General features: G+C 71.9%; 16 protein-coding genes and 2 pseudogenes. 12 read left to right on the forward strand and 6 right to left on the reverse strand.

What is annotated here, in order from left to right; genetic code table 11:
• Nucleotides 1-148: 148 nt before the first annotated feature.
• Complete coding sequence (locus Sfulv_RS02820; RefSeq protein ID WP_173310941.1) at nucleotides 149-1,309, reverse strand: 8-amino-7-oxononanoate synthase; 1,161 nt, start codon at nucleotides 1,307-1,309, stop codon at nucleotides 149-151.
• A gap of 143 nt (nucleotides 1,310-1,452) precedes the next feature.
• Here Sfulv_RS02820 and bioB point away from each other — a divergent pair, with 143 nt between their 5' ends.
• The 4 genes from bioB to Sfulv_RS02840 all read left to right on the forward strand — a co-directional run bounded on the left by bioB (nucleotide 1,453) and on the right by Sfulv_RS02840 (nucleotide 5,375).
• Entirely contained in the window at nucleotides 1,453-2,619 is a 1,167-nt protein-coding gene (bioB, locus tag Sfulv_RS02825) for a biotin synthase BioB (protein ID WP_173317544.1), read from the forward strand.
• Entirely contained in the window at nucleotides 2,612-3,916 is a 1,305-nt protein-coding gene (locus Sfulv_RS02830) for an adenosylmethionine--8-amino-7-oxononanoate transaminase (RefSeq protein ID WP_173310943.1), read from the forward strand. The genes bioB and Sfulv_RS02830 overlap by 8 nt, the downstream gene beginning before the upstream one ends.
• Before the next feature lies 1 nt (nucleotide 3,917).
• Nucleotides 3,918-4,604, forward strand: coding sequence for a dethiobiotin synthase (gene bioD / locus Sfulv_RS02835; protein WP_173310945.1), 687 nt, complete (start codon nucleotides 3,918-3,920; stop codon nucleotides 4,602-4,604).
• A 90-nt stretch (nucleotides 4,605-4,694) separates the two neighbouring features.
• A complete protein-coding gene (locus tag Sfulv_RS02840) occupies nucleotides 4,695-5,375 on the forward strand; it encodes a class I SAM-dependent methyltransferase (protein ID WP_173317546.1) in 681 nt (226 codons plus the stop codon).
• A 222-nt stretch (nucleotides 5,376-5,597) separates the two neighbouring features.
• On the opposite strand, the gene Sfulv_RS02845 is transcribed toward Sfulv_RS02840, so the two are convergent.
• Both Sfulv_RS02845 and Sfulv_RS02850 read right to left on the reverse strand, forming a co-directional pair.
• The gene (locus Sfulv_RS02845; RefSeq protein WP_173310947.1) at nucleotides 5,598-5,969 is read right to left on the reverse strand and encodes a fic family toxin-antitoxin system, toxin component; all 372 of its coding nucleotides are present in this window, start codon (nucleotides 5,967-5,969) and stop codon (nucleotides 5,598-5,600) included.
• Nucleotides 5,966-6,193, reverse strand: a complete 228-nt coding sequence (locus Sfulv_RS02850) for an antitoxin (protein ID WP_173310949.1) — start codon at nucleotides 6,191-6,193, stop codon at nucleotides 5,966-5,968. Before Sfulv_RS02850 ends, Sfulv_RS02845 begins: the two co-directional genes overlap by 4 nt.
• A 122-nt stretch (nucleotides 6,194-6,315) precedes the next feature.
• On the opposite strand from Sfulv_RS02850, the pseudogene Sfulv_RS30080 reads away from it, so the two are divergent.
• The 6 genes and pseudogenes from Sfulv_RS30080 to mug form a co-directional block, all read left to right on the forward strand.
• Nucleotides 6,316-6,490: pseudogene (locus tag Sfulv_RS30080) on the forward strand (GNAT family N-acetyltransferase); the annotation flags it as partial.
• 220 nt (nucleotides 6,491-6,710) lie between these two features.
• Nucleotides 6,711-8,048 carry a hemolysin family protein gene (locus Sfulv_RS02855; RefSeq protein ID WP_173310951.1) on the forward strand — a complete coding sequence of 446 codons (1,338 nt, stop codon included), beginning with the start codon at nucleotides 6,711-6,713 and terminating at the stop codon, nucleotides 8,046-8,048.
• Complete coding sequence (locus Sfulv_RS02860) at nucleotides 8,045-9,064, forward strand: hemolysin family protein (protein WP_173310953.1); 1,020 nt, start codon at nucleotides 8,045-8,047, stop codon at nucleotides 9,062-9,064. The genes Sfulv_RS02855 and Sfulv_RS02860 overlap by 4 nt, the downstream gene beginning before the upstream one ends.
• A gap of 33 nt (nucleotides 9,065-9,097) precedes the next feature.
• Nucleotides 9,098-9,877 carry an SGNH/GDSL hydrolase family protein gene (locus tag Sfulv_RS02865; protein ID WP_173310955.1) on the forward strand — a complete coding sequence of 260 codons (780 nt, stop codon included), beginning with the start codon at nucleotides 9,098-9,100 and terminating at the stop codon, nucleotides 9,875-9,877.
• A gap of 142 nt (nucleotides 9,878-10,019) precedes the next feature.
• A complete protein-coding gene (gene purB, locus Sfulv_RS02870; protein ID WP_173310957.1) occupies nucleotides 10,020-11,462 on the forward strand; it encodes an adenylosuccinate lyase in 1,443 nt (480 codons plus the stop codon).
• A 28-nt stretch (nucleotides 11,463-11,490) separates the two neighbouring features.
• Entirely contained in the window at nucleotides 11,491-12,051 is a 561-nt protein-coding gene (gene mug / locus Sfulv_RS02875) for a G/U mismatch-specific DNA glycosylase (RefSeq protein WP_173310959.1), read from the forward strand.
• A gap of 131 nt (nucleotides 12,052-12,182) precedes the next feature.
• On the opposite strand, the gene Sfulv_RS02880 is transcribed toward mug, so the two are convergent.
• Nucleotides 12,183-12,617 carry a hypothetical protein gene (locus Sfulv_RS02880; RefSeq protein ID WP_173310961.1) on the reverse strand — a complete coding sequence of 145 codons (435 nt, stop codon included), beginning with the start codon at nucleotides 12,615-12,617 and terminating at the stop codon, nucleotides 12,183-12,185.
• 338 nt (nucleotides 12,618-12,955) lie between these two features.
• Here Sfulv_RS02880 and Sfulv_RS02885 point away from each other — a divergent pair, with 338 nt between their 5' ends.
• A complete protein-coding gene (locus tag Sfulv_RS02885; protein ID WP_173310963.1) occupies nucleotides 12,956-14,113 on the forward strand; it encodes an ROK family transcriptional regulator in 1,158 nt (385 codons plus the stop codon).
• Between the two features lie 133 nt (nucleotides 14,114-14,246).
• Here Sfulv_RS02885 and Sfulv_RS02890 read toward each other — a convergent pair whose 3' ends face one another.
• Nucleotides 14,247-15,011 carry a GntR family transcriptional regulator gene (locus Sfulv_RS02890; protein WP_173310965.1) on the reverse strand — a complete coding sequence of 255 codons (765 nt, stop codon included), beginning with the start codon at nucleotides 15,009-15,011 and terminating at the stop codon, nucleotides 14,247-14,249.
• 275 nt (nucleotides 15,012-15,286) lie between these two features.
• On the reverse strand, nucleotides 15,287-16,171 hold the full coding sequence (locus Sfulv_RS02895) for an RNA polymerase sigma-70 factor (protein ID WP_173310967.1): 885 nt from the start codon (nucleotides 16,169-16,171) through the stop codon (nucleotides 15,287-15,289).
• Between the two features lie 364 nt (nucleotides 16,172-16,535).
• Here Sfulv_RS02895 and Sfulv_RS02900 point away from each other — a divergent pair.
• Nucleotides 16,536-18,115, forward strand: a pseudogene (locus tag Sfulv_RS02900) (alkaline phosphatase D family protein).
• Nucleotides 18,116-18,131 lie beyond the last annotated feature (16 nt).

An 18,131-nucleotide genomic window follows, 5' to 3' on the forward strand; every position in this document is an offset into this window, starting at 1 on the left:
GCCAGATTGACACTGATGCTGCCCCGTGTAAGGACGATGCACCAAGATATGCGGGTATCTGTCGCCCGAAGCGGTGAACTCCGCCCCGGAGGAACGAACATGGGCGGGCGCCGCATCCGCCCCCGTGACCGGGCCCACGGGCCGCGGCTCAGCCGGGCTGAGCCGACGCCCCTTCGGGAGCGGTCCGTACGATCGTGGCCACCGCGGCCGAGACCTGTTCCGGCGTCAGGTCGGCCCGCGCGGTCAGCCGCAGCCGTGAGATCCCGTCCGGTACCGACGGGGGCCGGAAGCAGCCCACCGCGATCCCGGCCGTCCGGCAGTCGGCCGCCCAGCGCACCGCCGTGTCCGCGGACGGTGCCCTGACGGCGACCACCGCCGCGTCAGGGCGGGCCGCGGTGAGTCCGGCCGCGGTCAGCCGTGCGTACAGGGCCGTGGCCACCGCACGGGCCCGGCCGGCCCTTTCCGGTTCGCGCCGCAGCAGGCCCAGTGCGCCCAGGGCACCGCCGGCCGCCGCGGGGGCGAGTCCGGTGTCGAAGATGAACGTACGGGCCGTGTTGACCAGGTGGTCGATGACCCGGGCCGGGCCCAGGACCGCCCCGCCCTGGCTGCCCAGGGACTTGGACAGGGTGAGCGTGGCGACGATCCCCTCGCCGCCCGCGAGCCCCACGGCGGCGAGCGCGCCGCGTCCGCCCTCCCCGAGGACGCCGAGCCCGTGCGCGTCGTCGACCAGCAGTGCGGCGCCCTCGGCCCGGCACGCCGCCGCGAGTTCGGTCAGCGGAGCGGCGTCGCCGTCCACCGAGAAGACCGAGTCGGTCACCGCCAGCGCCCGTCCGCCGTGTGCGTGCAGGGCCTTGCGCACGGCTTCGGGCTGCGCGTGCGGCACCACGGCCGTCGCGGCCCGGGAGAGCCGGCAGCCGTCGACGATCGACGCGTGGTTGCCCGCGTCGGAGACGATCAGGGAGCCGTGGCCCGAGAGCGCGGTGAGGGCGGCCAGGTTGGCCGCGTAACCGGAGGAGAGCACAAGCGCCGCCTCGAAGCCGCAGAACTCCGCCAGTTCGCGTTCGAGCTCGGCGTGCAGGGTGGTGCTGCCCGTGACGAGCCGCGACCCGGTGGCGCCCGCACCCCAACGCCGTGCCGCTCCGGCGGCGGCGGCGGTGACCTCCGGGTGCCGGGAGAGGCCCAGGTAGTCGTTGCTCGCCAGATCCAGCAGTTCCGTCTCGGCGGGGCGCGGCCGCAGTGTGCGGACGAGTCCCGCGGCGGCCCGGCGGCGGGCCTCGTCGTCGATCCAGTCGAACGGGGCGAAGGACATGGAGTGGTCCCTTTTGTAGGCAGCTCACAGACCCTAGCCGCGGTCGCAGCGGGTCAGGGTGTGGCAATACCCACACCCTTCACCGCCTCTTCTGTCTGGTTCCTCCTTGGCCGATGGCGGTGCCGTACGCCAGGATCATCGCCATGGACCTGCTGAACACGCTGGTGGACAAGGGGCTGCGGCGCGAACTGCCGACCCGTGAAGAAGCGCTCGCCGTGCTGGCGACCTCCGACGACGAACTGCTCGACGTGGTGGCGGCCGCGGGCCGGGTGCGCCGGCAGTGGTTCGGACGACGCGTGAAGCTGAACTATCTGGTCAACCTCAAGTCCGGACTGTGCCCCGAGGACTGCTCGTACTGCTCGCAGCGGCTCGGGTCGAAGGCGGAGATCCTCAAGTACACCTGGCTGAAGCCGGACGAGGCGTCCAAGGCGGCCGCCGCCGGGGTGGCGGGCGGCGCGAAGCGGGTCTGCCTGGTGGCGAGCGGCCGCGGCCCGACGGACCGCGACGTCGACCGGGTGTCGCAGACCATCGAGGCGATCAAGGGACAGAACGAGGGCGTCGAGGTCTGCGCCTGCCTCGGTCTGCTCTCCGACGGGCAGGCGGAGCGGCTGCGCTCGGCCGGCGCCGACGCGTACAACCACAACCTCAACACGTCCGAGGGCACGTACGGGCAGATCACCACCACGCACACCTACGCGGACCGGGTGGAGACCGTGCACCAGGCGCAGGCCGCCGGACTGTCCGCCTGCTCCGGGCTGATCGCCGGCATGGGTGAGAGCGACGAGGACCTCGTCGACGTCGTCTTCGCGCTGCGCGAGCTCGACCCGGACTCCGTCCCGGTCAACTTCCTCATCCCGTTCGAGGGCACCCCGCTCGCCAAGGAGTGGAACCTCACCCCGCAGCGCTGCCTGCGTGTTCTCGCGATGGTCCGGTTCGTGTGCCCGGACGTCGAGGTGCGGCTCGCGGGCGGGCGCGAGGTCCATCTGCGCTCGATGCAGCCGCTCGCCCTCCACCTGGTCAACTCGATCTTCCTGGGTGACTACCTGACCAGCGAGGGACAGGCCGGCCAGACCGACCTGGACATGATCGCGGACGCCGGTTTCGAGGTGGAGGGCGCGGGTACGACGACGCTGCCCGGGCACCGTACGCAGGCGGGCGGTGGCTGCGGCTCGCACGAAGGAGGCTGCGCGCCCCGCGGCGACACCGCCGGGGAGCCGGCCGGGGACGGCGCCGGGGTACCGGCCGCGCGCACGGACCTGGTGGCGGTGCGCCGTCGCGGCGCCGGCACCGGTCTCGCGCCCAATGCCTGAGCCGCTCTCCCCCGCCGACCTGCGCGCCCTGGACCGGGCCCACGTCTGGCACCCCTACGGCCCGATGCCCGGCCGTCAGGAACCGCTGGTCGTGGAGTCCGCTTCCGGGGTGAGGCTCCGGCTCGCCGAGGAGGCGTACGGACAGCGCGAGCTGGTGGACGGCATGTCCTCGTGGTGGTCCGCGGTGCACGGGTACAACCACCCGGTCCTCAACGAGGCGGCGCGCGGTCAGCTGGACCGGATGAGCCATGTGATGTTCGGCGGGCTCACCCATGAGCCCGCCGTGCGGCTGGCGACGCGGCTGGTGGAGATCACCCCGGAGCCGTTGCGGCACGTGTTCCTCGCCGACTCCGGTTCGGTCTCGGTCGAGGTGGCCGTCAAGATGTGCCTGCAGTTCTGGCGTTCGGCCGGGGAGCCGGCCAAGCAGCGGCTGCTGACCTGGCGCGGCGGCTACCACGGGGACACCTGGCAGCCGATGTCGGTGTGCGACCCCGAGGGCGGGATGCACGAGCTGTGGTCGGGAGCCCTGCCCCGGCAGGTCTTCGCGGATCGGCCGCCGGACGGCTTCGACGCGGAGCCCGACGACGCCTACGTCACGCATCTGCGCGAGCTGATCGCGGACCACGCCCACGAGCTGGCCGCCGTGATCGTCGAGCCGGTGGTGCAGGGGGCGGGAGGCATGCGGTTCCACTCACCCGCGTATCTCCGGGTGCTGCGGGAGGCGTGCGACGCGCACGACGTCCTGCTGGTGTTCGACGAGATCGCGACGGGTTTCGGGCGTACGGGCCGGCTGTTCGCGGCCGGGCATGCCGGTGTCTCGCCGGACGTCATGTGTGTCGGCAAGGCTCTGACCGGCGGCTATCTCACCATGGCGGCGACGCTGTGCACCTCCCGGGTTGCCGAGGGCATCTCCAGCGGCGAGGTGCCCGTGCTGGCGCACGGTCCGACGTTCATGGGCAATCCGCTCGCCGCCGCGGTGGCCTGCGCCTCGATCGACCTCCTGCTGGGCCAGGACTGGGAGCAGGAGGTCAAGCGGATCGGCGCCGGGCTGCGGGCCGGTCTCGCCGAGGCGGCGGGCCTGCCCGGGGTCCGCGAGGTCCGGGTGCTGGGCGCCATCGGCGTCGTACAGCTCGATCACGAGGTGGACATGGAGGCCGCGACCCGGGCGGCGGTACGGGAAGGGGTCTGGCTGCGGCCGTTCCGCGACCTCGTCTACACCATGCCGCCCTATGTGACAGGTGATGACGACGTGGCGCGGATCTGCCGCGCCGTGTGCGCGGCGGCGAGGGAGGGCTGAGATGACGATTCTGGTGGTGACGGGGACCGGCACCGAGATCGGCAAGACGGTGGTGACCGCGGCGATCGCCGCGGTGGCGCGGGACCGCTCGGTCGCCGTGCTCAAGCCCGCCCAGACCGGCCTGGCCCCGGGCGAGCCCGGGGACGCCGCCGAGGTGGTGCGGCTCGCCGGCGGTCATGTCACCCCGGTCGAACTGGCCCGTTACCCGGACCCGTTGGCCCCGGCGACGGCCGCGCGCCGGGCCGGTCTGGCACCGGTGCGTCCGTACGAGGTGGCCGAGGCCGCGGAGAAACTGGCGGCCGACCACGATCTGGTGCTGATCGAGGGGGCGGGCGGACTGCTCGTACGCTTCGACGACGAGGGTTCCACACTCGCGGACGCGGCACGGCTGCTGGGCGCGCCGGTGGTCGTGGTGACGCCCGCGGGGCTCGGAACGCTCAATGCCACCGCGCTGACCTCGGAAGCACTGCGGAGCCGGGGCCTGGCGTGCCTGGGCGTGGTGGTGGGCAGTATGCCCGCGGCGCCTGATCTCGCCGCCCGGTGCAATCTCGGTGACCTTCCGGTCGCCGCGGGCGCACCCCTGCTGGGGGTGGTCCCGGCCGGTGCCGGAGCGCTGGCACCTTCGGATTTCCGTACGCGGGCGGCGGGTTGGCTGACCGCAGAGCTCGGCGGTCACCGGAAGGTGTGAAGACCGGCTGAGCGGTCGTGTGCAGGGGAGAAGGCGGCCGGTAGGGGGAAGGAATCGAGGGAGCCGTACGTGTTCTTCGAGGAGGCCGTCATGCAGCTGCGCAGCACGAAGACCCCGCGCGACGCGGTGCACCACCCCGTCTTCGCCCGGTTCTACGCGCGGATGAGTGTGGCCGCCGACGAACGGGGCGGGGTCGCCGCCTACCGCACCGAACTGCTGACCGGCCTGTCGGGCCGGGTGATCGAGATCGGTGCGGGCAACGGCCTGAACTTCGCGCACTATCCCGCGGCCGTGTCCGAGGTGGTGGCGATCGAGCCCGAGCGGAGCCTGCGGAAACTGGCGGTCGGCGCGGGGCTGAGGGCCGAGGTCCCGGTGGACGTGGTGCCCGGTACGGCGGAGGCGCTGCCGGTGAAGAGCGAAGCCTTCGACGCGGCCGTGGCCTCCCTGGTCCTGTGCACCGTGCGGAACCTGCCGCGGGCCCTGGCGGAGATCAGGCGGGTCCTGCGGCCCGGCGGTGAACTGCGCTTCTTCGAGCACGGGCTCGCCCCGGACCGTGGTCTGGCGACGGCGCAGCGCGTGGTGGACCGTACGGTCTGGCCGCTGCTGTTCGGTGGATGTCACACGGCGCGGGACACCCTTGCCGCTGTGGAGGCGGCCGGTTTCGAGCTGGGGACGTACCGCAGGCTGCGCATTCCGGAGAAGGGGCTGCGGCTCCCCTCCTCCCCGTGTGTCCTGGGCGTGGCACGCCGGCCGTTCCCGGACGTCATCTGAGGTGTCAGCCCTCGCTCGGCCCGCCTCAGGCCGGCTGGCCGGCGAGGGCCCGCGACGCGTCGGGCGGTTCCCGCCGATCCGGACGGCGACGATCCGGAGGGCGACGGTCCCGCCGCCGTCCGTCCGGGAGACGGACCGCTGGGGCACGCCTGTCCTCCGGCGATGATGCGCACCGGGCAGCCCCACGCCTGCCTGCCGGGGCCTCGCAAGGGGCGGCGCCGATCACCCGCTCCACTGGCGCAGCTCGTCGGCGATGACCCTGACGTCCGCCTTGCCCTCCTTCACCAGCCGGGCGAGATCACGCACCTGTTCCGGGGAGGTGATGACCTTCAGACCGGAGGCGACGAGATAGCCGTAGGCGACGGCGGAGGCGAACATCGCGTTGGAGTGTTCGAGCGCGGGAACGTGCAGCAGAAGCTGGAGAAGGGAAGCGGCCCGGGAGTGCGGGTCGCTGTAGACGGGGCTGCCGAAGATCTCCGCCTCATGGCGGCTCACGGCCGCGACCAGGGCGCCCCAGTCGACGACCTGCGGATCACCGGGCGTCCTGTGCTCGGCCACCATCAGCAGCCAGGAGAGGTCGATCCTCACGTTCAACGGGCTCGTTCGCCCTCCGTGCCGAACTCCTCCGCGAAAACCGACTCGTACTGCTTCATGAAGTCGGCCGCGGCTTCGACGAAGGTGTGTCCCACCTCGCCCGCGTCCTGCTTCACGAGTTCCTCTATGTAGCGGTTCACGCTCATCCCCCTCTGGAGCGCGCGCTGCCGCGCGGCCTCGGCGGTGGCCTCGTCCACTCGTACGTTCAGCTGAGTCTTGGGCACCTCATCACGCTAGCGCCTCTCCGCTAGCGTCGGCAAGGGCAAGCCATACGGTGCCCCGTACACGCGTGTGCGGTACGCGACCGCCCCCGCCGCCGGTCAGTCGCGGGGCCTGCCGGCGACCGACCGGGCGCGATCCCGGGGCGTTGATCCTCGCGGAGCTGGACGGCATCCTCGTCGGCACCGTCATCGTGGGCTTCGACGGCATGCGGTGCCCTCTGTACCGGCTCGCGGTGCGTCCCGGCCGCCCGGCGCCGCGGCATCGCCGCCGCCCTCCGGGAAACGGCGGAGGAGCGGTTCACCGACCCGCACAGTCCGGAAGGCGGTGCGACACGCCCGGCGTACCCCGTTCCCCCACTCGGCTGACGGCCGGCCCCGGCGGGCCTTACGATGTTCTGTCACCCACCGCCCCCCACGAAAGGTGTGAGCGTCCGCCCATGGGCGAGCCTCCCAGTAGCCGGCATCACGTCCGCCGCGCGGTCCCTCTGCCCCTGCCCGATCATGGGACGGAGGTGAACCGATGACCGAAGTGCTTCTGCTCCTGGTGGCGGTACTGCTCTCGCTCGCGTGCGGGGCCTTCGTGGCGGCGGAGTTCTCTCTGACCACGGTCGAGCGCGGCGAACTCGAACGCGCCGTCGACCGAGGGGAGCGGGGGGCGGCGAGCGCCCTCAAGGCCGTACGCGGCCTCACGTTCCAGCTGTCCGGCGCACAGCTCGGCATCACGGTCACCAACCTGGTGGTCGGCATGCTCGCCGAGCCGTCCGTCGCCGAACTGATCCGCGGGCCGCTGGAGGCCCTGGGCGCCTCCCCCGGCGTGGCGTCATCTGTGGCTCTGGTGATCGGCACCGCCCTGTCCACCGTGGTCCTGATGGTCGTCGGTGAACTCGTCCCTAAGAACTGGGCGATCTCCTCCCCTCTGGCCGTGGCGAAGCGGGTGGCGACCCCGCAGCGGGTGTTCACCGCCGTGTTCCGCCCGTTCATCAGCCACCTCAACAACACGGCCAACCGCATCCTGCGCCGTTTCGGGCTCGAACCGGCCGAGGAGCTCGCCTCCGCGCGCAGCCCTCAGGAACTGGTGGCCCTGGCGCGCCACTCCGCGAAGGAGGGCGCGCTGGAGGCGGACACCGCCGAACTGTTCGTACGCACCCTGAATCTCTCCGAGCTGACCGCCGAGAACGTGATGACCCCGCGCGTCCAGGTGACCGCGCTCGAGGTGCAGGCCACCGCCGAGGACGTCGCCAACGCGACGCGCGCGACCGGGCTCTCCCGCTTCCCCGTCTACCGGGGCAGCCTCGACTCGGTCGTCGGGGTCGCTCACATCAAGGACGTGCTGGCGATCCCCGCCGGGGAACGACCCCGCAAACGGGTCACGGACATACTGCGGGAGCCCTTGCTCGTACCGGAAACGCTCACCGTTGACCGGCTGCTCGACCGGCTGTCCGGCAAGCTGGCCATGGCTGTCGTCATCGACGAGTACGGCGGCACGGCGGGCGTCGTCACGCTGGAGGACATCGTGGAGGAGGTCGTCGGCGAAGTCCGCGACGAACACGATCCGCACGAGACGCCCGACCTCGCCCCGGCCGGTGAGGACGCCGACGGCCGCACGCTCTGGTCGGCGGACGGCGCGGCACGCACCGACCAGCTCAGGACCATCGGGCTGCGTGTGCCTGAAGGGCCTTACGAGACCCTGGCCGGCCTGATCGCCGCCGAGGTGGGACGCATTCCGAAGGTCGGTGACACCGTCGACCTGACCGGCTGGCGCATCGACGTGGTGGACGCCTCCGGACGCCGTGCCGCGCGGGCGCTCCTGCACGCGCCACACGCCGCCTCTTCCCAGCTGACGGAGGACGAACGATGACCGCCGTCCAGCTTCTCATCGGTCTGCTGACCCTTGTCGTCAACGCCTTCTTCGTCGGTGCGGAGTTCGCGATGATCTCCGTACGCCGCAGTCAGATCGAGCCCCAGGCCGACGCCGGCAACCGGCGTGCGCACAGCGTCATCTGGGGCCTCGAGCACGTGTCGGCGCTGCTCGCGGCGGCGCAGCTGGGCATCACCCTGTGCACGCTGGTGCTGGGCATCGTCGCCGAACCCGCCATCGCGCATCTGCTGGAGCCCGTGTTCGACGCGGTGGGCGTGCCGCACGGACTGGTGCATCCGCTGTCCTTCGTGATCGCCCTGTCGGTGGCGACGTATCTCCACATGCTCCTGGGCGAGATGGTGCCGAAGAACATCGCACTCGCCGAACCCGCCCGCAGCGCGCTGCTGCTCGGTCCTCCGCTGGTGGCGTTCGCCAGAGGGCTGCGGCCGGTGATCTTCACCATCAACGCCTTCGCGAACCTGCTGCTCAAGCTGTTGCGGGTGGAGACCAGGGACGAGGTGTCCGCGACCTTCTCCGACGACGAACTGGCCCGGCTGGTGAAGGACGCCGGGGATGCCGGGCTGGTCGACGACCGCTCGGCGGAGCGGCTCCGGCACGCGCTGGAGCTGGGCCGCCGGCCGGTCCGCGATGTCGTCCTGCCGGTGGACCGGGTGGTGTCCACCCGGGTCGGGACCACGCCGGAGGAACTGGAAGGGCTCGCTTCGCAAACCGGCTTCTCGCGCTTCCCCGTCATGGACAGCGAGGCGCGCATCCTGGGCTACCTCCATGTGAAGGACGCGCTGGACGCGACGCCGCGCGATGTCCCGTTCCCGGTGACGGCGATGCGCCCGATCGCGCGGGTACGCGCTTCGACGCCGCTCGACGACGTACTGACCGCGCTGCGGCGCAGCCGGACGCACCTGGCGGTGGTCGTCGACGAGAGCGACCGGCTGGCCGGGCTCGTCACCATGGAGGACGTGCTGCGCGAGCTGGTGGGCCGGCCGCAGGCGCGCTGAGCCCCGCCGGCACCCCGGTAATATCGCAGGGCCATGGAAATGAATGCCTCCTACACCAGCTTCGTCGCGGTCGGCGACTCCTTCACCGAGGGCATGTCGGACCTGCTCCCCGACGGCTCCTACCGCGGCTGGGCCGATGTCCTGGCCGCCCGCCTCGCGGCCCGTACGCCCGGATTCCGGTACGCCAACCTCGCCGTGCGCGGGAAGCTGATCGGGCAGATCGTCGACGAACAGGTGGGCGTCGCCGCGGCCATGCGGGCGGACGTCGTCACGCTCGTGGGCGGGCTCAACGACACCCTGCGGCCGAAGTGCGACATGGGCCTGGTGCGGGCCAGGCTGGAGGAGGCCGTCGAACGGCTGGCGCCGTCCTGCGGGCAGCTGGTCCTCATGCGCAGCCCGGGGCGCAACGGCCCGGTGATGCAACGCTTCCGGCCGCGGATGGAGGAGCTGTTCTCCCTGATCGACGACCTGGCCGCCCGGCACGGGGCGCTGGTGGTCGATCTGTACGGCGCGGCGTCCCTGGGCGACCCGCGGATGTGGGACGTCGACCGGCTGCATCTCACCGCGGAGGGCCACCGCCGGGTCGCCGAGGCGGTGTGGCAGGCGCTGGGACTCCCCGCGGAGCACGAGTGGCACACGCCGGTGCCCGCGACGCTGCCGCCCCGGTGGGTGGTGCGGCGGGCCGAGGACGTGCGGTTCGCGAGGCAGCATCTTGCGCCGTGGATCGGACGGCGGCTGACGGGCAGGTCGTCCGGTGACGGCCGCCCGCCCAAGCGGGCCGAACTGCTCCCGTTCGAGCCGCCTTCCAGCTGACCGCTCAGGGGCCCGTGAGGCGCTGGGGACCGGTGCCCGCCTCCGCCTCCGCAGCGGCCTCGCCCGCGGTGGATCTCTCGTAGCAACCGACAAGTCCACCCGCGGCGCCGACATGAAGGAACCGCCAGTAGAATCTGCACACGTGACTGCTGTGTCTGCGAAGCCTCGTATCCCCAATGTCCTGGCCGGCCGCTACGCCTCCACGGAGCTGGCCGTCCTCTGGTCCCCCGAGCAGAAGGTGAAGCTGGAGCGTCAGCTGTGGCTGGCGGTGCTGCGCGCTCAGAAGGACCTCGGGATCGAGGTGCCGGACGCCGCCCTCGCCGACTACGAGCGCGTACTCGACCAGGTCGACCTGGCCTCGATCGCCGAGCGCGAGAAGATCACCCGGCACGACGTGAAGGCCCGGATCGAGGAGTTCAACGCTCTCGCCGGCCACGAGCAGGTCCACAAGGGCATGACGTCCCGGGACCTCACGGAGAACGTCGAGCAGCTTCAGATCCGGCTCTCGCTGGAACTGATGCGTGACCGCACGGTGGCGGTCCTGGCCCGGCTCGGCAAGCTGTCGGGTGAGTACCGCGAGCTGGTCATGGCCGGCCGGTCCCACAACGTCGCCGCACAGGCGACGACGCTCGGCAAGCGGTTCGCGACCGCCGCGGACGAGATGCTGGTGGCGTACGCACGGCTGGAGGATCTCCTCGGCCGGTACCCGCTGCGCGGCATCAAGGGCCCCGTCGGCACCGCGCAGGACATGCTGGACCTGCTCGGCGGCGACGCCGCGAAACTCGCCGACCTGGAGCAGCGCATCGCGGGGCACCTCGGATTCGCCCAGGCGTTCACCTCGGTCGGCCAGGTCTATCCCCGCTCGCTCGACTACGACGTGGTGACCGCGCTCGTCCAGCTGGCCGCCGCACCCTCGTCCGTCGCGAAGACCGTACGGCTGATGGCCGGCCACGAACTGGTGACCGAGGGCTTCAAGCCCGGTCAGGTCGGCTCGTCCGCCATGCCGCACAAGATGAACACCCGCTCCTGCGAGCGTGTCAACGGTCTGATGGTGATCCTGCGCGGTTACGCCTCGATGACGGGCGAGCTGGCGGGCGACCAGTGGAACGAGGGCGACGTGTCCTGCTCCGTGGTCCGCCGGGTGGCCCTGCCGGACGCGTTCTTCGCGTTCGACGGCCTCCTGGAGACGTTCCTGACGGTACTGGACGAGTTCGGTGCGTTCCCCGCGGTCGTCGCACGTGAGCTGGACCGCTACCTGCCGTTCCTCGCCACGACCAAGGTCCTCATGGGCGCGGTACGCGCCGGAGTGGGCCGGGAGGTGGCACACGAGGCGATCAAGGAGCACGCCGTCGCCTCCGCGCTCGCCATGCGGGAGCAGGGCGCGGAGCGCAACGAACTGCTGGACAAGCTGGCCGCCGACGAGCGCATCCCGCTGGACCGTGCGCAGCTGGACGCGCTGATGGCCGACAAGCTGTCCTTCACAGGTGCGGCGGGCGACCAGGTCACGGCCGTGGTCTCCCGGATCGAGGAGATCACCGAGCAGCACCCCGGGGCCGCGGGTTACACCCCGGGCTCCATCCTCTGACAGCCGGACAACGGCACCGGATGACTCGATGACTCCTGAAGAACTCCTGGCCGCCCGCGACCGCATCGTCCCCGATGTGGTCGCGGGCGGTCTGCGCGTGCTGTTCTGCGGCATCAACCCCAGCCTCACGACCGCTGCGACCGGCTTCCACTTCGCCCACCCGGGCAACCGCTTCTGGCCGGTGCTCCATCTGTCGGGCTTCACACCCGGGCGGCTGAAACCCTCGGACCAGGGCGAACTGTTGGGTTACGGCCTGGGCATCACCAACGTCGTGGCGCGAGCGAGCGCGCGTGCCGACGAACTGAGCGCCGCGGAGTTCCGCGAGGGCGGTCGAATCCTGACGGCGAAGGTGGCGCACCTGGAACCGCAGTGGCTGGCCGTCGTCGGCGTCACCGCCTACCGCACCGCCTTCGGTGAGCGCCGCGCTCAGATCGGGCCGCAGGAGCGGAGGATCGGCGGGGCGCGCGTCTGGGCCCTCCCCAACCCCAGCGGGCTCAACGCCCACTGGACCGTGCGGACGATGGCCGAGGAGTACGGCCGCCTCCGCGCCGCCGCGTCCGGCGACAGCCCGTCCCTGGCCGACAGCTGAGCCGGCCCGCGCACCGCGGCGCTTCTGGTCCGCCCGACCACGAGCGCGCTGCGGCCCTGTGACACCGCGTCCGTGGTCCTGCTGTGCGGCCGTCCGGTTCCGGGGATGTGGAGGGGACGGGCCGGGCGCGGTCAGGGTGGGTCGACCACCGTGACCAGCACGCTCAGCTCGCAGCCCGGTCCGCTGTCCTGCTGGTGCAGCCCTAGGGCTATCCAGCGTTCCTCGATCCGCCACAGCTGGAGGTACTCGCAGCTCGCCACCGGATCAGCCCAGGGCTCGGCTATCTCCTCCCCGGCGGCCATCCGCGCCTGCGCGCTCCACAGGCTGACGAGCTCCGGCTCGCCCCATCGCAGGGTCAGCAGCGTGAGCAGCGCATCGTGCTCGGCGACGCACTGCGCCCGGTGCTCCAGACGCTCCGTCCCGCCGCTCCCCCAGTGCTCGTCGGTGTGCAGGAACGCTCTGTGGTAGCCGGGCCCGCTGACTCCCGAGCCCGCCGGGGTGCGCTCCGACGGGAAATCCCGGGCGCGCATCCCGTCGATGAGTCGGAGGTGGTGTGCGGTCGTCATACCGTCAGTAAACCGCTCGCCACTGACAAGTGACGCCCTGCCGGGCGGGGATGGGGGTTTCCGGCCGCTCCCGGCTCCCTGGGCGGTGCCGTCACGCGCCCCCGATCCGCCTCCCCTATCTGTCCGGGGCCGACCTCCTCAGTCGCATGTCGGCGCCGTTCCGGCCAAGTTGGGGGCAAGGGATCGCACCCAGCGGAAATCGTCGCGCACGAGTCCGGTTTCGTCGCTCCGCGCTGCCGCGGGTCACCTCTCGGTACCGGCTCCGGCCCGTGGTCGCCGCGCCCCCGACCAGCGAGTACGATCCGGCAGAACATGCGCGCGAGCTGGGAGGACACACCGTGGGCCAGCTGACCGGCGGGGATCCGTCACTGTTGAGGCGGATCAACTCCGCGGTGGTACTGCACGCTCTCAGGGGCGCGGGTTCTCCCACACTGACGGACCTGACCCGGATCACGGGACTCTCCCGCCCCACGGTCGAGGGTGTCGTCGAAGGGCTCTTCGAGGCCGGGCTGGTCGTCGAGGCGCAGGCCGACGAAGGCGAGGCACGGCGCCAGGGGCGGCCTGCCAGGCGGTTCCGTTTCCGGGCCGAGGCCGGGCACCTGCTGGGGGTCGAGATCGGGCCGCACCGGGTCTCGGCCCTGCTGTCGGGGCTGGACGGCCGCATCATCGGGGCCGGTTCGCGCGCGGTGTCAGAGACGGCCGGGGCGGACGACCGGCTGGACCAGGTCAGGACGGTGATAGCCGACCTCCTGCGGCGCACGGGAGTGGCCCGCAGCAGCCTGCGGGCGGTCGGCGTGGGCAGCCCCGGCATCGTGGAGGCGGACGGCACCGTACGGCTGGGGACCGCTCTGCCGGAGTGGACCGGACTGGCCCTCGGGGAGCGGCTGCGGCGTTCGTTCCGGTGTCCCGTGCTCGTGGAGAACGACGCCAACGCCGCGGCGGTGGCCGAGCACTGGAAAGGCGCGGCGACGGAGTCGGACGACATCGTGTTCGTCCTGGCGGGACTGAGCCCCGGGGCCGGTGCGCTGATCGGCGGGCGGCTGCACCGGGGATACGGCGGGGCTGCCGGGGAGATCGGCGCACTGCATCTGCTGGGGCGGGACGTGACGCCGGAGCGGTTGCTGTCGACGACCGACACCCCGCTCGAACCACTGGACGAGCACGCGGTGGCCGCGGTCTTCGCGCAGGCACGGCGGGGTGACCCCGATGCGCAGGCGGCCGTCGAGCGGTTCATCCAGCGGCTGGTGCACGACGTCGCCGCTCTGGTGCTCGCGCTCGATCCGGAGCTCGTGGTGATCGGTGGCTGGGCCGCCGGGCTGGACGGCGTACTCGACCCGCTGCGCGGGGAGCTGGCGCGCTACTGCCTGCGCCCGCCCCGGGTCACGCTCTCCCTGCTGGGGGAGGCGGCCGTCGCGACCGGGGCCCTGCGGCTGGCGCTCGACCATGTGGAGGAGCAGTTGTTCGCGGTGGAGGGCACGGTGACGGCCCGCCGCTGAAACGCGACGGGCCGTACGGTGCGAGGCGGGACGGTGCGAGGCGGGACGGTGCGAAACCGGCCGGTGCGGGGCGGGTCGGCCCTGGTCCGGGTCGCACAGCTCGGGAGCTGGGACACAGAAGGGCCTGCGGAGGTCAGGAAGCCTGGCGCTCCTGGTCGTCGTGGCGGATCTCCAGTGCGCCCGAGTCACCGAAGGTGAGCCGGCAGGTGTCGGCCCGGTAGGTGGCTACGGACACCGCCGCCGTGCCGCCCGCCGCGAAGTACCGCGTGGTGACCACGAGTACCGGGGCGCCCGGGAGCCTGTCGAGCTCCTTGGCGTCGTCCGCCCGCGCGGAACCCAGTTCCACCGAGCGGTCCTGGCCGTTGAGACCCAGCCGGTCCAGTTCGCGAAGGACGCTCCGTGCCCGGGCAGGACCTGAGGGTGCGTCGATCGCGGAGAGGGCGGGCACCGAGGAGGCGGGGACGTAGAGGAGTTCCGCCGCGAGCGGCTGTCCGTGACTGACGCGGATGCGCCGCACCCGGTGCACGGTGTCCCCGGTGTCCGCGTCGAACAGCGCCTGCACGACCGCGGGGGCGGGCCCGGTGGTGCAGTCGGCGGGCTGCCACGCCTCGCCGGTGCCACCCGTCCAGTCCTGCTGCGCGGTGGACACGGCGACGCCCACGCGGGGCGGAGCGACGGTGGTTCCCACGCCTCGGCGACGCTGGAGCCTGCCTTCGAGTTCCAGCTGTTCCAGAGCCTGCCGGAGCGTGGCTCTGGCGACACCGAACCGGGCCGCGAGGTCACGCTCGTTGGGCAGGATCTCCCCCACCGCGAAGTCCGAGTCGAGTGCCTCACTGAGCACGGTCTTGAGGTGCCAGTACTTCGGCTCCTGTACCGATTCCAGCTGCGTGGTCCCCACCCTGTCCTCCGCAATCGCCCAGCGGCTTTCCGCGACGTTATTTATTAAAGGTTCCTGTCTTAACGTTGTGACCATAGGACGACGCCTCCCCTTGGTCAAGACCAATCCTCCCGCAGTAACGGAAAGAAACGGGTCCATACCGCAGAGCGTTCACGGGACGTTCGTGATGCCGTGAGCCGCGCGCAGCACAAAACCCCACGTCCGGGCAGGTCGTGGGGTTCCGCGGAGGGGACGCGTGGGGCTCGGATTCGCTGAAGGTGCGGAATTGGCGGAAGTTAACCGGTGGGCAGTCCGGAGAGTTTGTCCGGATTACGAATGAGATAGACGCATTGAATCACGCCGTCCCTGATGTCCACCTGGAAGAACGTGTCCGGCTCGCCGTCGACGAGGATCACCAGCGCCGCGCCCCCGTTGAGTTCGGCGAACCGGAACTCCATGCCCGGACTCCGTTCCCCCCCGACCGCGATGAGGAAGCGGCCGACCTTGTCCGCGGTCTCGATGACCCGCCTCGGGGCCTTCGACTTGCCGCCGCTGTCACTGACGAGCCTCACGTCCGGCGCCAGCAGCGCCAGGAGTTGGTCGAGATCACCGCCGGACGCCGCGGCGAGGAAGCGTTCGGTCAGGTCGCGGCGCTCGGCCGGGTCCACGTCGTAGCGGGGTCTGCCCTCCTCCACGTGGCGCTTGGCGCGTCCGGCGAGCTGGCGCACCGCGGCCTCGGTCCGGTCGAGGGCGTCGGCGATCTCCGCGTACGGGAAGCCGAACGCCTCGCGCAGCACGAATACGGCGCGCTCCAGCGGGGAGAGGGACTCCAGCACGACGAGCACCGCCATGGAGACGGATTCGGCGAGAATCGCCCGTTCCGCGGTGTCGGGGACGCGGGGGCCGAAGTCGGTGACGACCGGCTCGGGCAGCCATGGGCCGACATACGCCTCGCGCCGCGACTGGAGGTGGCGCAGCCGGTCGATGGCGAGGCGGGTGGTGACGCGTACGAGATAGGCCCGAGGCTCCCGTACGTCCTCCCGGTCCGCGGACGACCAGCGCAGCCATGCTTCCTGGACCACGTCCTCCGCGTCGGCGACGCGACCGAGCATGCGGTAGGCGACTCCGGCCAGCACGGGCCGGTGTTCTTCGAAGAGGTCGGTTGCGGGATCGGCTGTCACCGTGCCATCCCAGCCCACCGGGGGTGTGCTGTCCAGCGGGAATCACCACGGAGCCCTGAACTCCCGGCCACCGGGCGGCAACCGTCGCTGTGAACCACCGCTCCCGGCCCCGGACGGCCCCCGTACCGCCTGGCGAGGGCGGCCCCCTGCCCGACGCGTTCTGCGGGGCGATCAGCGTACGGCGTCCGCAGGTGGCCGAGACGGTGACCCGACCGGGTCCTGCGGCTTTCGTGCGGATGCCAGGGGCGCCCTGTTCACCTGCGGTTGGCGTGGTGGCCGCCGCCGGGCACTAGGCATGGGCCGGGACGGCGGGAACCAGCTCCGTCCCGACCGCACCACCGCCCAACGCCCCGGAGGCACATCCATGTCGTCGCGTCCGCACATCCCGCACCCCGGCCGCCGCACCGTCCTGCGCGGCTCGCTCCTCGTCTCGGCCGCCACCGCACTTCCGGCCGCCGTCACCTCGGCCCCGGCCTTCGCGCTCGCCGGCAGGCCGAGTGCGGCGTGGGGCGTCCAGACGGGCGCGGTGACCTCGTCGTCCGCGCTCGTCTGGGTGCGATCGGACCGCCCGGCGCAGATGCTCGTCGAGACGTCGGCCACCGAGTCGTTCCGCCGCGCCCGCAGATGGCACGGCCCGCTCGTCGGGACCCGTACGGACTTCACCGGCACGACGCCCCTGTACGGGCTGCCGCCGGGCGAGCTGGTGCACTACCGGGTGACACTCGCCGACCCGCACGATCCGCGCCGCACGGGCAAGCCGGTGTACGGATCGTTCCGTACGGCTCCGGCCCGGCGGCGCGACGGCGTGCGCTTCCTCTGGTCGGGCGACATCGCCGGCCAGGGCTGGGGCATCAACCCGGACATCGGCGGCTACCGGGTGTACGACGAGATGCGCCGCCTGGACCCCGACTTCTTCCTCTGCAGCGGGGACAGCATCTACGCGGACGGGGTGATCGAGCCGGCGGTGACGCTGCCCGACGGCCGGATCTGGCGCAACATCACCACCGAGGAGAAGTCGAAGGTCGCCGAGACCCTCGACGAGTACCGCGGGAACTTCCGGTACAACCTGCTCGACGCGAACGTGCGCGCGTTCAACGCGCGGGTGCCCTCCGTCGTCCAGTGGGACGACCACGAAGTCCGCAACAACTGGTACCCCGGGCAGATCCTCGACGATCCGCGCTACACCGAGAAGGACGTGGACGTGCTGGCGGCCCGGTCGATGCGGGCGTTCGGCGAGTACGTCCCCGCCCCGGCCGCGCACGGCCGCTCCAGCGGTGGGCGGATGCACCGCGTCGTACGGCACGGACCGCTCCTGGACGTCTTCGTCCTGGACATGCGCTCCTTCCGCAACCCCAACTCCCCCAACAGGCAGGCCGACGACACCACGGGCATCCTCGGTGCCGAGCAGCTCGCCTGGCTCAAGCGGGAGCTGTCGCGCTCGCGCGCCACCTGGAAGGTGATCGCCGCGGACATGCCGCTGGGTCTGGTCGTCGAGGACGGTGCCACGGACTTCGAGGCGGTGGCGCAGGGCGATCCCGGCGCTCCGCTCGGCCGCGAACTCCAGGTGGCCGACCTCCTGCGGTACATCAAGCGGCAGCGGATCACCGGCACGGTCTGGCTGACCGCCGACGTCCACTACACGGCGGCGCACCACTACTCCCCGAGCGCGCGGCCTTCGCGGACTTCGCGCCGTTCTGGGAGTTCGTCTCAGGGCCGCTGGCGGCCGGTGGCTTCCCGGCGAACAAGCTCGACGCCACTTTCGGGCCCGAGCGGGTCTTCGTCCGGGCGCCGCAGCGGGCGAACGTCTCCCCCATGGAGTCGCCCCAGCACTTCGGCGAGGTGGAGATCGACGGCGACAGCGGCGCACTCACGGTGCGGCTGCGGGCCCAGGGCGGGACGGTCCTGTTCAGCAAGGTGCTCCAGCCCGGGCTTACCGGCCAGTGAACCGGGGGGAGCCGAA

The sequence above is a fragment of the Streptomyces fulvorobeus genome (genome assembly GCF_013167895.1).
In the GTDB taxonomy this organism is placed as follows: domain Bacteria; phylum Actinomycetota; class Actinomycetes; order Streptomycetales; family Streptomycetaceae; genus Streptomyces; species Streptomyces fulvorobeus.

What these genes read in the sequence shown, in the direction of transcription:
- Sfulv_RS02820 (WP_173310941.1), bottom strand. Translation starts at nt 1,309, where the DNA reads ATGTCCTTCGCCCCGTTCGACTGGATCGACGACGAGGCCCGCCGCCGG.
- bioB (WP_173317544.1), top strand. Translation starts at nt 1,453, where the DNA reads ATGGACCTGCTGAACACGCTGGTGGACAAGGGGCTGCGGCGCGAACTG.
- Sfulv_RS02830 (WP_173310943.1), top strand. Translation starts at nt 2,612, where the DNA reads ATGCCTGAGCCGCTCTCCCCCGCCGACCTGCGCGCCCTGGACCGGGCC.
- bioD (WP_173310945.1), top strand. Translation starts at nt 3,918, where the DNA reads ATGACGATTCTGGTGGTGACGGGGACCGGCACCGAGATCGGCAAGACG.
- Sfulv_RS02840 (WP_173317546.1), top strand. Translation starts at nt 4,695, where the DNA reads ATGCAGCTGCGCAGCACGAAGACCCCGCGCGACGCGGTGCACCACCCC.
- Sfulv_RS02855 (WP_173310951.1), top strand. Translation starts at nt 6,711, where the DNA reads ATGACCGAAGTGCTTCTGCTCCTGGTGGCGGTACTGCTCTCGCTCGCG.
- Sfulv_RS02860 (WP_173310953.1), top strand. Translation starts at nt 8,045, where the DNA reads ATGACCGCCGTCCAGCTTCTCATCGGTCTGCTGACCCTTGTCGTCAAC.
- Sfulv_RS02865 (WP_173310955.1), top strand. Translation starts at nt 9,098, where the DNA reads ATGGAAATGAATGCCTCCTACACCAGCTTCGTCGCGGTCGGCGACTCC.
- mug (WP_173310959.1), top strand. Translation starts at nt 11,491, where the DNA reads ATGACTCCTGAAGAACTCCTGGCCGCCCGCGACCGCATCGTCCCCGAT.
- Sfulv_RS02880 (WP_173310961.1), bottom strand. Translation starts at nt 12,617, where the DNA reads ATGACGACCGCACACCACCTCCGACTCATCGACGGGATGCGCGCCCGG.